This window comes from Pseudomonas amygdali, assembly GCF_002699855.1.
GTDB lineage: Bacteria > Pseudomonadota > Gammaproteobacteria > Pseudomonadales > Pseudomonadaceae > Aquipseudomonas > Aquipseudomonas amygdali.
Map to the genome: position 1 here is coordinate 1 of NZ_LKBW01000048.1, position 13,360 is coordinate 13,360.

The 13,360-nt window shown below is 58.2% G+C and carries 14 protein-coding genes; 2 read left to right on the top strand and 12 right to left on the bottom strand.

Annotation, left to right across the window (positions count from 1 at the left end):
* Positions 1-33: 33 nt before the first annotated feature.
* Together AO277_RS05535 and AO277_RS05540 are read right to left on the bottom strand one after the other, a co-directional pair.
* On the bottom strand, positions 34-942 hold the full coding sequence (locus AO277_RS05535) for an RHS repeat-associated core domain-containing protein (protein WP_044319667.1): 909 nt from the start codon (positions 940-942) through the stop codon (positions 34-36).
* Positions 943-1,180: 238 nt separating this feature from the next.
* Positions 1,181-2,227 (bottom strand): RHS repeat-associated core domain-containing protein, encoded by a 1,047-nt coding sequence (locus AO277_RS05540; protein WP_080899331.1) that lies wholly within the window; start codon positions 2,225-2,227, stop codon positions 1,181-1,183.
* Positions 2,228-2,457: 230 nt separating this feature from the next.
* On the opposite strand from AO277_RS05540, the gene AO277_RS05545 reads away from it, so the two are divergent.
* Positions 2,458-3,021: a DUF2780 domain-containing protein gene (locus tag AO277_RS05545; protein WP_044319668.1), complete on the top strand. Its 564-nt coding sequence runs from the start codon at positions 2,458-2,460 to the stop codon at positions 3,019-3,021.
* Here the strand turns inward: AO277_RS05545 and yihG are convergent.
* Positions 3,001-3,900, bottom strand: coding sequence for a 1-acylglycerol-3-phosphate O-acyltransferase, YihG family (gene yihG / locus AO277_RS05550; RefSeq protein ID WP_044319669.1), 900 nt, complete (start codon positions 3,898-3,900; stop codon positions 3,001-3,003). The two genes, AO277_RS05545 and yihG, sit on opposite strands and share 21 nt — an antisense overlap.
* A 193-nt stretch (positions 3,901-4,093) precedes the next feature.
* Here yihG and rloA2 point away from each other — a divergent pair, with 193 nt between their 5' ends.
* Positions 4,094-4,597: a retropepsin-like aspartic peptidase RloA2 gene (rloA2, locus tag AO277_RS05555; protein ID WP_003432546.1), complete on the top strand. Its 504-nt coding sequence runs from the start codon at positions 4,094-4,096 to the stop codon at positions 4,595-4,597.
* A 207-nt stretch (positions 4,598-4,804) separates the two neighbouring features.
* Here the strand turns inward: rloA2 and AO277_RS05565 are convergent, their stop codons facing one another.
* From AO277_RS05565 to AO277_RS05615, 9 genes are all read right to left on the bottom strand, one after another.
* Positions 4,805-5,434 carry a glutathione S-transferase family protein gene (locus tag AO277_RS05565; RefSeq protein ID WP_031599276.1) on the bottom strand — a complete coding sequence of 210 codons (630 nt, stop codon included), beginning with the start codon at positions 5,432-5,434 and terminating at the stop codon, positions 4,805-4,807.
* 69 nt (positions 5,435-5,503) lie between these two features.
* A complete protein-coding gene (locus tag AO277_RS05570) occupies positions 5,504-5,686 on the bottom strand; it encodes a hypothetical protein (RefSeq protein ID WP_044319670.1) in 183 nt (60 codons plus the stop codon).
* The gene (locus AO277_RS05575; protein WP_044319671.1) at positions 5,683-6,816 is read right to left on the bottom strand and encodes a PepSY-associated TM helix domain-containing protein; all 1,134 of its coding nucleotides are present in this window, start codon (positions 6,814-6,816) and stop codon (positions 5,683-5,685) included. The genes AO277_RS05570 and AO277_RS05575 overlap by 4 nt, the downstream gene beginning before the upstream one ends.
* Positions 6,817-6,937: 121 nt before the next feature.
* Positions 6,938-7,921, bottom strand: a complete 984-nt coding sequence (locus AO277_RS05580) for a FecR domain-containing protein (RefSeq protein WP_044319672.1) — start codon at positions 7,919-7,921, stop codon at positions 6,938-6,940.
* A complete protein-coding gene (locus tag AO277_RS05585; protein ID WP_002555616.1) occupies positions 7,918-8,436 on the bottom strand; it encodes an RNA polymerase sigma factor in 519 nt (172 codons plus the stop codon). The genes AO277_RS05580 and AO277_RS05585 overlap by 4 nt, the downstream gene beginning before the upstream one ends.
* Before the next feature lie 286 nt (positions 8,437-8,722).
* Entirely contained in the window at positions 8,723-10,429 is a 1,707-nt protein-coding gene (betA, locus tag AO277_RS05590) for a choline dehydrogenase (protein ID WP_044319673.1), read from the bottom strand.
* A 140-nt stretch (positions 10,430-10,569) separates the two neighbouring features.
* Positions 10,570-12,042 (bottom strand): betaine-aldehyde dehydrogenase, encoded by a 1,473-nt coding sequence (gene betB, locus AO277_RS05600; RefSeq protein WP_044319674.1) that lies wholly within the window; start codon positions 12,040-12,042, stop codon positions 10,570-10,572.
* Between the two features lie 102 nt (positions 12,043-12,144).
* A complete protein-coding gene (gene betI / locus AO277_RS05605) occupies positions 12,145-12,738 on the bottom strand; it encodes a transcriptional regulator BetI (RefSeq protein ID WP_002555619.1) in 594 nt (197 codons plus the stop codon).
* Between the two features lie 331 nt (positions 12,739-13,069).
* Positions 13,070-13,360 (bottom strand): DUF3482 domain-containing protein (locus AO277_RS05615; protein WP_257214191.1); only part of this gene is annotated, 291 nt, incomplete at its 5' end.

The window sequence follows — 13,360 nt, forward strand, 5'->3', positions numbered from 1 at the left end:
TTTGGTCGGCATACATGCACCTCTAGCTACATGTTATGCCCGAACACAAAATTTCTGACAGTCTCGAACCAGATCATACTCATAAGGGAGACCATCCTCATCATACAAACTTAACGCCGTGTTTGCCTCTCTTTTCAGCTGTGTAGCCCTTTCAACATACTGACTATAAAGCTTATCGTTGGCCTTAAACTCTTTTGCAGATTTTCTATAGTCAAGACCTGCTTGTTTATTCAATTTTTTTGCAGACACACTCACTGACTCGACTTGTCGCACCGCTGCAGAGCGACTTAACTGTGGCGCACTCGCACTTAAGTTCATCCCGTCAGAACCGCGCAACACAGAACTACCAATAACGCCATCCGTAGACAAACGCCGGGAAGGCTTCATTATTTTAAAAGCTCTTAAAAGTCCCTTCATCAAGGTTGGTGTACTCCCTGTCAAGTCAACCCAATTAACCGGATCCCCCCCACAATACCCATACGCATTCACCCCACCCTCACCAAACGGGCTCAGACTGTCCGGGCTGTTGAACCTCATCAACACCGGGTTAAACGCCCGATACCCATTCCCCAGCAAATAGTGCCCCGTCACCGGGTCAACTCGCTGGCCGGTAAAGCCCGGCAGGCTTGCGGGGCCTGAAGGATGACGATGTCCGTAAGGCGTGTAGGCAAACTCCAACCCCTGAGCGGGAATCACTGACTGCTGTTGATCCGTCGCCAACAACGCGCCGTCGCGCTGATTATTTTCTGCACTCAGGCACGCCAGCAAATGCTCATCCGTGCGCATAAGCGTGTGCTGGACCTGCCCCTGAATCTGCGTAGCCAAGAGTGTCTTCTGATAAAAAAGGCGAGTGCTGCCCTGCCCCGCGGCCGAACAATCGGCCAGGCGATCCAATGGATCGTAGCGATAAACACAGAGCACGGATTGCCCAGACGAAGCCATGGCTTCACTCCTTTGAAGTCACCCATGGCAGCAAGTCTGGGCTGACTATCTGCTTGCGCCCAGCTAGCAGAACTACTAGGTGCCAGGCCGAAAGGCGCTGAACACAGTCATGCCGGCGCACAGACCGAAGCGCTCTTCACTCATTGATGGGCGTGACTTAAACGCAACAAAACTTATTATCAGCGTCATGGTTAAAAGGCGCTCCGCCTACCCCTTTAACCAACTGGGTGGTTGGCCATTATCGGAATCGATTTGACGCGCCCGCCCGCTTCTCGATAGTGCCACTGCCACCTCTAAGACGCTTAACCGCACGTCTATAATAGTCAAGATTATTCCTTACAACATACGGTACAACACCACCTTTACCAATATATGATTCATTTGTCAGGACCAGTTCATCAAGCCGTCTTTTAGCTTCATGAATGTCTACATCTTCACCTTCTATCCTCAGGTAACTTTTTCGAGCAGGAACGGATGGTGGGGCATTGCTGGGCGGCGCTTTCTTTGGAGGGATGGGCGGAGGTACATTGCTCGGCAGTCCTTTCTTGGGAGGACGGGGTGGTGGGGCTACAAATTGTGACCCATCGATAATACCAGATGCAGACATATGCGAGCTCACCGAGTTAGTTGAAGTAGTTACCTGTGTGGACCCGAAACTTTCGACAGGATAAAGCAACGGGGAAGATAGAGAATCCTGGCTAACTTTTCGACCAAGTAAGCGCTTTTTCACACTGCTTGCTCTTTTCAAAATGTTCACTAAAAACGTTGGCAAATGTCCGCCCGGATCAACCCGATTAACCGGGTCCTCCTCACAATACGCATACGCATTCAACCCGCCCTCGCCAAACGGGCTCAAACTGTCCGGACTATTGAACCTCATCAACACCGGATTAAAAGCCCTGTACCCATTGCCCAGCAAATAATGCCCTGTAATCGGGTCAAGCCGCTGGCCGGTAAAGCCCGGCAGGCTTGCGGGGCCTGAAGGGTAACGATGGCCGTAAGGCGTATAAGCAAACGCCAAACCCTGTGCCGCGATCACGGACTGCTGTTGGTCCGTCGCCAGTAACAGACAATCGTTCTGGTTGTTTTCTACACTCAGGTGAGCCAGCAAATGCTCGTCCGTACGCAGAAGCGTGTGCTGTATCTGCCCCTGAATTTGCGTCGCTAAGCGATTCTGCTGATAAAAGAACCGGGCGCTCCCCTGCCCCGCAGGCGAGCAGTCGGCAAAGCGATCCGTTGCGTCGTAATGGTAAGTGCAGAGCACTACAGGGCTGGCAGAAGACATGAACATCACCTGCGGCAATCGATGATAGAACCGTAATTCTGGGCGTGTGATCTCGTGCTGCACAGCTAGCAGAAATGCTAGGGACCCCACCTCGTCTGCCAGAGCCGATTCAGGCAAATGAAATAACTGCCTGTCTTCAGCGCGTTGGGAACAAGCCTCTGTTGCTCACAGTCAAACCGTCTGCTTTACCGCCCACTCATGGGCGGTTCAGGTTTGATAAGGGTGACGCAATGAAAACTGCACGCGGTATGGCTTTGGTAACGTTGATGGCACTGGCTGCAAGCCCGGTGTTTGCCTTCAATCTGAATGACGCCGCAAATGCGGTTTCCAATGCCACGAGTGGCAATAAGAAAGCCACAGCGGCCCCTGAAGTCGCAGGACTGCTTAATACCCTTGGCACCCAGCTCAATGTCACCCCTGAACAAGCCGTTGGCGGAACAGGCGCATTGCTCGGGCTGGCGAAGAACAAGCTGACCAGCACCGATTATTCGCAGTTGGCCAAATCGGTTCCCGGTCTGGAGCAGATGTCCGGCACCTCCGCACTGGACAGCCTGGGAGGCGCAAACGCACTGGGCAGCCTGCTCGGTGGCAAGTCCGGCGATAACTCGATGCTCAACAGCGCACTGGGCAACGTGCAGAGCATGGGTGATGTGAATAACGCCTTCAAGGCACTGGGCATGGACAGCACGATGGTCAGCCAGTTTGCCCCGCTGATTCTGCAGTACCTCGGGCAGCAAGGTGCCAGCGGTTCGGCGTTGCAGAGCCTGAGTGGGTTATGGGGTACCGGCAGCTGATTCAAGCCGCAACGCCGCAATACGCGCATCTTTCTCCACCCAGAGCTGGTTGACCCAGCTCTGGATATTCTCGCGAAATACCGGATCGTTCTCGTAATCGCCCTGCCACAGTGCCGGGTCCATTTCGCGGGTTTTGATGTCGACAATCACCTTGGGCACCCGCCCGCACAGCATGTCCCAGAACCCCGGGATGCCTGAACCCGGATAGACCACGGTGACATCCAGAATGGCGTCCAGTTGCTCGCCCATGGCAGCCAGCACGAATGCGACGCCACCGGCCTTGGGCTTGAGCAGATGGGTATAGGGCGATGCTTGAGTCGCATGTTTGCCCGGAGTAAAGCGCGTGCCTTCCAGATAGTTGACGATGGTCACTGGCTGACGCTTGAACAGCTCGCAGGCGGCCTTGGTGATTTCCAGATCCTTGCCCTTCAGTTCCGGGTGCTTCGCCAGAAACGCCTTGCTGTAGCGCTTCATGAACGGGTAATCCAGCCCCCACCACGCCAGGCCCAGCAGAGGCACCCAGATCAGTTCTTTTTTCAGGAAAAACTTGAAGAAGGGCGTGCGCCGGTTGAGTGCCTGGACCAGCGCGGGAATATCCACCCACGACTGATGATTGCTGATGACCAGATACGAAGTATCACCGCGCAAGCCCTCATCGCCACGAATATCCCATTGCGTCGGTACACAGGTTGCGAAGATGACCTTGTCGATCTCGGCCCAGGTTTCGGCAATCCACATAACGGCGACTGAACAGCGATCGCGCATTCGGCCTCTGAACAGCAGCTTGAGCAAGGCAAAAACCAATAACGGACCTATCAATACCAGCGTATTGATCAGTAACAACAAAGCAACAAAACAGCCGGTGAGCAGACGGCGCATGACGGACTCTTGAAGGTTCAGGGGCGGCAATAATAAAGACCCACGCGTTTTACGCCAATTACACAGGTGCTTACAAATGTTTCACGTCTCGGCCTTTATGCTGACGTCATATTCATCCTGACGAACCTACTGCAGGTTCGCTGTCTAAAAACGGGCGCCAATCAGGCGCTGACTATTGCGAGGAACCTCTCACGTGAAACCGATCCTGGCGCTATTGTCTTTGCTGGCCCTGCCGGTCATGGCCGCTGAACCGACGTTGTATGGTCGCTACGAGAACATCAAGGTTGCGGAAATAGGCCAGACCTTCAAGGCCAAGATGGACACCGGCGCACTGACCGCCTCGCTGTCGGCAAAGGACATCGAGTTGTTCAAACGCGATGGTGATGACTGGGTACGTTTCCGCCTGGCAACCAAGGGTGCGGACGACAAGGTATATGAGCACAAGGTCTCGCGGATCAGCAAGATCAAGGGACGCGCCGAAGGTGACGACGACGATGACGAAAGCATCAACCCCGCCAAGCGCCCTGTCGTTGACCTGGAACTGTGTCTGGGCGACAAGAAGCGTACGGTCGAGGTCAACCTGGTGGACCGCAGCCACTTCAACTTCCCGCTGTTGATCGGTGCCAAGGCGTTGCGTGAGTTCGACGCAGCGGTTAATCCGGCCCGCCGCTACACTGCTGATGAGCCTGATTGCTGAGGCGTCTATCGTGCTCATGCTTCTTCCTTACTATCGTGCGACGCTCCGCGTCGCATGCCGTTCTGGACGCTCCGCGTCCGATCTTGAGTACGTGGCGCGGCACGGATTTGTGACGCAGCGCGTCACCCACGGCATTCCCACGCTGGAGCGTGCGGAACGATAATCCGAACTATCGTGCTCACGCTTCGTGGGTACGATAGTCACGACTCAAGCCGTTGGTTGTGTAGCCAGCATCGACGGCCGCTCGCTGACTTCCAGATACCAGCTGGCCAGCCTCGGATAGGTGTTGCGCCAGCGCAGGTCGGGCTGGCGGAAGTCGAGATAACCCAGAGCTACGGCAACGCTGATGGAGGCTACGTCGAACGATGAGCTGAGTTCGGTGATTGCATCCCGCTCAAAGTAACTCAGGGAGCGCTCAATCTTCTGCTGCTGGTTATGCAGCCATTGATCCCAGTGTTTTTCCTGGGGGCGCAGCGCGGTTTCGTAGCGAATCAGCACCGCAGCGTCGAGCACCGCATCGGCCAGCGAGGCGAGCGTCAGGCGTCTCCAGCGCGAAGAACCTTCACGAGGGATCAGCGGCAGGCCCACGTGCTGGTGGTCGAGATAATCAAGAATCACCCGGCTGTCGTGAATGACGTTGCCGTCAGCCAGCCTTAGCGCGGGAAGTTTGCCGGCCGGGTTGTCTTCATTGAGCTCGGCAGACGGGCTGACCGGCGTCAGCACTGTGGTCTGCAACTCGACGCGATCGAGCTGAGCGGTTTCATGCAGCATCACCATCACCTTGCGGGCGAAGGGTGAAGCCGCGTTGAAGTACAACGTCATCGTGGGCGCTGACATGGGTATTCCTCGAATGAGACAGGATCCTAGACTAGTCAGCCTGTGACGCGTCTGCAATCAGCGTTTCAATCAGCCGCGCCGCACCAGCAAGCCCTTGATGCTCAACAGGGCAGCCGTCCCCATGCACAGCCACGCCAGCGTATCCCACCAGCCATCACCCAGCAGCGCGGCGAACAAGCCGACGCCGATAAGCAGCGCTATCACGGCGGGTATCGCAAAGGTCCTCCAGAATCGCGATGGCCTGGAACTCATTGCGCCACCTGAGCCCGAACCACGCTCACCGAGCGCGCGGCACGACGCCTCACCCACCACAGATAGACGCCGCTGCCGAGTACGATGATGGTCAGCACGTCCAGCACTGCCCAGAGAATCTTCATCGGCATGCCGCCGTAATCACCGAAATGCAGAGGTTGCGACATGCCCAGTGCGTCCATATACCAGGGACGTTCGACCACGGCGGTAACTTGCAGGGTCTGCGCGTCGATCAGCACCGGTGTGGCGAGGTGCGCAGTCAAGTGCGTGTTGCCTTTGAGGAACACCGCGTAATGATGCTCGCTGGAGAAGCGCGTGCCGGGGAAAGCGATGAAATCGGCCTGCATACCGGGCGCAGCGGATTCGGCAATTTCCAGCAATCGAGTCGCCGGGGCGCGCTGGGTCAATGGCGGCGCGTCCTTGTAAGGGGCGATCATGGTGGCCAGCGCATCATTGCGCCAGGAGGCAATCAGCAGATCGGCACAGGCACTGATCACCCCCGTCACGCCCACCACCAGCGCCCAGGTCAATGTCACTACGCCGATCAGGTTGTGCAGGTCCAGCCAACGCGTACGCCTGGATTTATTGACCCGCACCTGGCCGAACTCCAGCTTGCGCATGAACGGCGCATACAACACGGTCCCGGAAACGATCGCCACCACAAACAGCAAGCCCATGAACGCCAGCAGCAATTTGCCGGGCAGGTTGGCGTACATGTCTACATGCAGGCGCAGCATGACCATCATGAAGCCGCCGTTGGCAGAAGGCATCTCCAGCGCCTCACCGGTGCGCGCATCGAGGACGAAGGTGTGCGAGGAGTTGGGCTCGGTGCCGGCGGTTGCAGCGGTGATTGCCATTACGCCATTGGGGTCTTCGTCGTCCCAGCCGAAATACTGCATCACCTCGCCGGGGCGATGCGCTTCGGCTGCCCTGGCCAGTTGCTCCAGATCCAGGCGTGGTGTGTCGGCAGGTATCTCCCGGTAATGCGGAGCGTCGCCGAGCAGATGATCGATTTCATGATGAAAGATCAGCGGCAGGCCGGTGACAGCCAGCATCAACAGGAACAGGGTGCAAATCAGGCTGCTCCAGGTATGCACGATGGACCAGCGGCGCACGGTTTGGCTTTTCATGGTTTATCCACAGACGAAGGGACGCAAAACCGAGCGCGTCCCCGAAATGACTTGTAAGACTAAGCCGCTCGAAACCGGAAAAGTGTCAGGGCGATCCGGTGCAGGCATGAAGAGGTATGTTTCAGAGTTTTGCCGGATTGCTGCTGGCCTGCTCATCCCTGGCCAGCACAGTGACCCACCACGCGGTGTGTTGTTCGATCTGCACGGGTAAGGTCGGCAACAACGCCTTGAGCGCCAGGTCAGTGTCGGCCAGCGGGAATGTGCCGGTAATACGCAGACCAGCCACGGTCGAGTCGACACCCAGATGGCCTGTACGGTAACGACCCAGTTCAGCGAGCATGTCCGCCAGCCGGGCGTTGTCCACCACCAACATGCCGCGCGTCCAGGCGTCGACGCCGGAAGGCATGCTGAGCAACGGGCCAAGGCCATTGCGCGTGAGGAGAACCTGCTGGCCCTCGCGCAGAACCTGCTCACCGGACACATTGCGCGCATTGGCGGCAACCGCTGATTGCAGCACGCTGAGCAGTGTTCCGTCTGGCTCGCGACGGACCAGAAAGCGCGTACCCAAGGCGCGCATTTTGCCATCCGCAGTTTCGACGATGAAGGGACGCGGATCGTCATGATTGCCGGTCTGCACCATTATTTCGCCGTCCTGCAGAATCACCCGACGTTGCTGCGCATCGAAGCGCACATCAATCGCGCTGTGGGTGTTAAGGCGAATCAGGGTGTTGTCCGCCAGACGCACGTCACGCTGTTCACCGGTGGCGGTGCGCTGATCGGCAAGCCAGTAATCTATCGGCAGGTAGCGGTCGCCGACGAACAATGCCAGCCCCAACGCCATGAACACGCCGACCAGACCGCCGCCAAGCTTGCGCAAGCTATGCCGCTGGGCACCAGGCGATTGCTGCAATGCCTTGCGCGCCGGACCTGCTGGCAAGGCAAAACGCTGATTGACCATGCCCAACTGGCTCCAGGCCCTGGCATGCTCTTCGTCGGCGGCCAGCCAGCGAGCAAGTTCAGCGTCATTGCCGCTGCTGCCATCCATGTTCAATTGCCACTGGATCGCGGCGTCCAGAACATGAGCGGATACCGGCCTGGTGTTCATGTCGGCTCACCGTAGAGCGCCACATAGCACTGACGCATGGCTTGAGCCAGGTATTGCCTGACGCGCGAAACCGAGACGCCCAGCCGCTCGGCAATTTCGCCGTGGCTCAGCCCGTCGAGGCGACTGTACAGAAAGGCTGCCCGTGCTTTGCTGGAGAGGCTGCCCAGCATACGGTCGATCGCTTTGAGGTCTTCCAGAATCAGCATCTGCTCTTCCGGCGAAGGCTGCTCGGCCTCGGGAACCTGCATCAACTCCCCGAGATAAGCCTGCTCCAGCGCAGCGCGGCGGAAGTAGTCGAACATCAGTCCCTTGGCAACGGCCGCCAGGAACGCTCGCGGCTCTCTGGGCGTCAGCAATTCCTGTCGCCCGAGCAAACGCACGAACGTGTCCTGACTCAAATCCTGAGCACGCTGTGGACAGGCGACATTGCGTCTGAGCCAGGCCAGCAGCCAACCCCGATGATCGCGATACAGCGCGCCAACAATCTCGCTATGAGTGCTTGGGACTGACGACACGAATAGCCTCGATGAGAAAGATCTAACTAAAGAGAATCATTCGCGATTGTGGCAGAGCGGAGGGATGGTGGCAATTCGCGTCTGTCGGGAGGAGGGTCTGAATCGAGTTGGCGCTCGTACCCATGCTCAGCGCAAATTGCGAAGCGGAGCGTCGGGAAATGCAGTCTCACGCTGGAGCGTGAGGAACGAGAATCTTGTAACTATCGTGCCGATGCTCCAGTGTGAAATGCATTCACGCTGGAGCATGCACAACGAAAGGCGTCCAGGGAGGACGCCCGTTGTCAGATCAGGCCTGGTGGCTGATTTCGCGCAGCGGCTTGCCACGTGCAGGTTTGTCGCCTGCAACGAAGTAGTCGGCGGTGCTGCGTGGCAGGGGCTGACGACCGCGGATCTTGTCGGCGATTTTCTCGGCGATCATGATTGTCGGTGCATTCAGGTTGCCCGTGGTGATGATCGGCATGATCGAGGCATCGACTACGCGCAGGCCTTGCAGGCCATGCACACGGCCCTGACCGTCGACAACGGCCATCTCGTCGGTGCCCATCTTGCACGAGCAGGACGGGTGATAAGCCGTTTCAGCATGCTCGCGCACGAACTGATCCAGCGCTTCATCAGACTGCACATCGATACCGGGGCTGATTTCGCGGCCACGGTACGGGTCCAGAGCCGGTTGCTGCATGATCTCGCGCGTCAGGCGGATGCCATCACGGAACTCCTGCCAGTCCTGCTCGCTGGACATGTAGTTGAACAGGATGCTCGGGTACTCGCGCGGGTCTTTGGATTTGACCTGCACACGACCACTGCTCGGCGAACGCATGGAGCCGACGTGAGCCTGGAAGCCGTGTTCCTGAACGCCCTTGGTGCCGTTGTAGTTAATCGCGACCGGCAGGAAGTGGTACTGAATGTTCGGCCATTCGAACGCTTCGCTGGAGCGAATGAAACCACCGGCTTCAAACTGGTTGCTCGCACCGATACCGGTGCCGAGGAACATCCACTCTGCACCGATGGCAGGCTGGTTCCACCACTTCAGCGAAGGGTACAGCGACACCGGCTGGGTGCAGGCGTACTGCAGGTACATCTCCAGGTGATCCTGAAGGTTCTGGCCAACGCCAGGCAGGTCATGAACCACCGGAATATCCAGCTTGTTCAGCACTTCGGCCGGGCCGACGCCGGAACGCTGGAGAATCTGTGGCGAAGCGATCGCGCCGCCACACAGCAGCACTTCCTTGCGGGCACGGGCCTGGATGCGTGTGTCGCTGTCACCTACCAGGTACGCCACGCCGACGGCACGCTTGCCTTCGAACAGAATGCGATCGGTGAGCGCGTGAGTGACGATGGTCAGGGTCGAGCGCTTCTTGGCCTCGTCCAAATAACCACGGGCGGTACTGGCGCGACGACCGTTAGGCGTCACGGTGCGGTCCATCGGACCGAAACCTTCCTGCTGATAACCGTTGAGGTCGTCAGTGCGCGGGAAACCGGCTTGCACGCCCGCCTCGACCATCGCGTGGAACAGCGGATTGTTGCCCGCCTTGGGCGTGGTCACGCTGACCGGACCTTCACCACCGTGGTAGTCATTCGGGCCGATGTCGCGGGTTTCGGCCTTGCGGAAGTACGGCAGGCAATCGAGGTAGCTCCAGTCTTCAAGGCCCGGCTCCTTGGCCCAGCCGTCATAGTCCATCGCGTTGCCGCGGATGTAGCACATGCCGTTGATGAGCGACGAACCGCCCAGGCCTTTACCACGACCGCATTCCATGCGGCGGTTGTTCATGTGTGGCTCTGGCTCGGTCTCGTAGGCCCAGTTATAGCGGCGTCCCTGTAGCGGGAATGCCAGTGCGGCTGGCATCTGGGTACGGAAATCCAGACGGTAGTCCGGGCCACCGGCTTCCAGCAGCAGAACAGTGACGCCTGCGTCTTCGGTGAGACGGGCTGCCAGGGTGTTACCGGCAGAGCCGGCACCAATGATGATGTAGTCGTATTCGGATTGAGTCGTCATAGAGGCTCCCTCATAGAGCTGCAAGTCTCAAGCCTCGGCTGCAAGCAGAAGCAGCGAGGCGATACTTGTGAAAATGGGGTGCGGCAAGCCGCTTTTGATTGCGTCTGCTTGAGATTTGCCGCGTGCCACTTGAAGCGTGTTTAGAAAACCGAGGCGTAGTCGCCCAGCTCGATCTGTACCGACTTGATCCGCGTGTACTGCGCCAGCGAGCTGATGCCGTTCTCACGACCAACACCCGATTGCTTGTAACCGCCGACCGGCATTTGTGCCGCCGACTCGCCCCAGGCGTTGATCCAGCAGATACCGGCTTCCAACAGATGAATCACGCGGTGTGCGCGATTCAGGTCGCGAGTCACGATGCCTGCGGCCAGACCGAAGTCGGTGTCGTTGGCGCGGCGCACCACTTCTTCTTCGGTGTCGTAGCCGAGGATGCTCATTACCGGGCCGAAGATTTCTTCACGCACGATGGTCATGTCGTCGGTGCAGTCGGTGAACACGGTTGGCGCAACAAAAGCGCCCTTGTCGAACACACCACCGGTCAGACGATCACCGCCGCACAACAGGCGTGCGCCCTGCTCTTTGCCCTTGGCGATGTAGCCCAGCACGCTTTCCATATGCTCGAAGCTGACCAGCGGGCCGAAGTTGATGTTTTCGTCTTCCGGGTTACCGGCGCGAATACGCTTCACACGCTCAAGGATTTTCGCTTCGAACTCGGCTTTCAACGCGTTCGGTACAAACACACGAGTGCCGTTGGTGCAGACCTGGCCGGAGCTATAGAAGTTGGCCATCATTGCGATGTCGGCAGCACGGTCCAGATCAGCGTCGTCAAACACGATCAGCGGTGATTTGCCGCCCAGCTCCATGGTCACTTCCTTGAGCGACGAGCTCGAGGCGCTGGCCATGACTTTCTTGCCAGTGTCGGTGCCGCCGGTGAAGGAGACTTTCTCGATGCGCGGGTGCTCGGTGATCCAGGTACCGACTTCACGGCCGCTGCCGGTCAGCACGTTGAATACGCCGTTCGGTACGCCCGCTTCGGTGTAGATTTCTGCCAGCTTCAGGGTGGTCAGCGAAGTGACTTCACTCGGCTTGAAGATCATCGCGTTACCCGCGGCCAGCGCCGGGGCGGATTTCCACAGTGCGATCTGGATCGGGTAGTTCCAGGCGCCGATACCGGCCACCACACCCAGCGGCTCGCGGCGGGTGTACACGAATGAAGAGTCGCGCAGCGGAATCTGCTCACCTTCGATGGCGGGTACAAGACCGGCGTAGTATTCCAGCACGTCGGCACCGGTCACGATGTCCACGTAGCGGGTTTCGGAGATGGCCTTGCCGGTGTCCAGCGTTTCCAGAGCGGCCAGTTCATCGTTGCGCTCACGCAGGATGTCGACAGCACGGCGCAGGATGCGCGAACGCTCGACGGCGGTCATGGCCGCCCAGATCTTCTGGCCTTTTTCAGCAGCAACGACTGCGCGCTCGACGTCTTCCTTGCCGGCGCGCTGGATCTGCGCCAGTACTTCGCCGTTCGCCGGGTTGATGGCATCGAAGGTTTCAGTGTTGCTGGCATCGACGTAACCGCCATCGATGTAAAGTTTCTGCAGTTCAAAACGGGCCATAAAGTCCTCGCAAATTCAGTGGGGGGCGATGACTGATTTCAGTGTGCCGGGTTCGTTCGGCAACAGGCTTTTACAGTCGTTCGGTAAGGGGCTTCGAAAGCCTCAGCTCGCCGATTTCGCCAATTGGAAATCCATGTACTCGTAAGCGATCCGTTGCGCTTGCTCGGTGTCGAATGCATCGCCTGACAGCGCGCCTCTCAGCCACAGCCCATCTATCAGGGCAGCAAGCCCGCGGGCGGCGCTGCGTGCCTGTTCCAGTGGCAAGGTACGGCGGAACTGACAGCACAGGTTCGAATACAAACGGTGGTCGTTGATACGCTGCAATCGGTGCAGCGAAGGGTGATGCATGCTGGTCGCCCAGAAGGCCAGCCAGGTTTTCATGGCCGGGCCGCTGACCTGACTGGCGTCGAAGTTACCTTCGATGATCACTTGCAGATGAGCCCTTGGGCTGTCTTCGGTCAGCGCCTGCCGACGTTCGCGGACGTTCTGGATCAAGGCGTTCATCAGATGCCGCATCGTGGCGGCGATCAGGCCGTTCTTGTCCTGAAAATAGTGACTGATGATGCCGTTGGACACGCCCGCCAGTCGTGCGATCAGAGCAATGCTGGCGTCGCCCATACCGACCTGATCGACCGCAGTAAGCGTGGCCTGGATCAGTTGTTGGCGGCGGATGGGTTGCATTCCGACCTTGGGCATTGGCGCGATTCTCCCGGTTGTCTGCAATGATCGTTGTACCAAAACGGTGAGGCCAGTCTAAAGATTTTTTATTGAACGATCAATCAATAAAAATAATCGGCAGGTTTTCGCCGGCAAACGGCAAGCTGAAAAGCGCCTGAATGCGAGGGTTCTGGAGGATGCGTCAAGGCGCAGATTTGTGACGCGGAGCGTCACCCACGGCATTCCCACGCTGGAGCGTGAGGAACGATATCTCAACTATCGTGCTCAGCTTCATCCTCAACTATCGTGCGACGCTCCGCGTCGCATGCCGTTCTGGACGCTCTGCGTCCGGTCTTCAGCGCTGCGACAGTCAATCCTGCAAAACCACATCCGCCAGCTGATCAATCGCTTCCTGCCGCTCAGCCTGATTCGGTTTGGCGTGCGAGTTAAGTGTTGACCATTGCGGGTGGGCGCGGGCACGGGTGAGCGGCTCGGGGATTTTGCCTTTGCGCCAGGTTTTGTCCTGCGGGGTGGTCAATTCCATGCGGTGAATGGCCGCGTGGCCTCTCACTCCCAATGCCAGCAACAAGTGCCCCGAGACTGTCAGAAATTTTGTGTTCGGGCATAACATGTAGCTAGAGGTGCATGTATGCCGACCAAA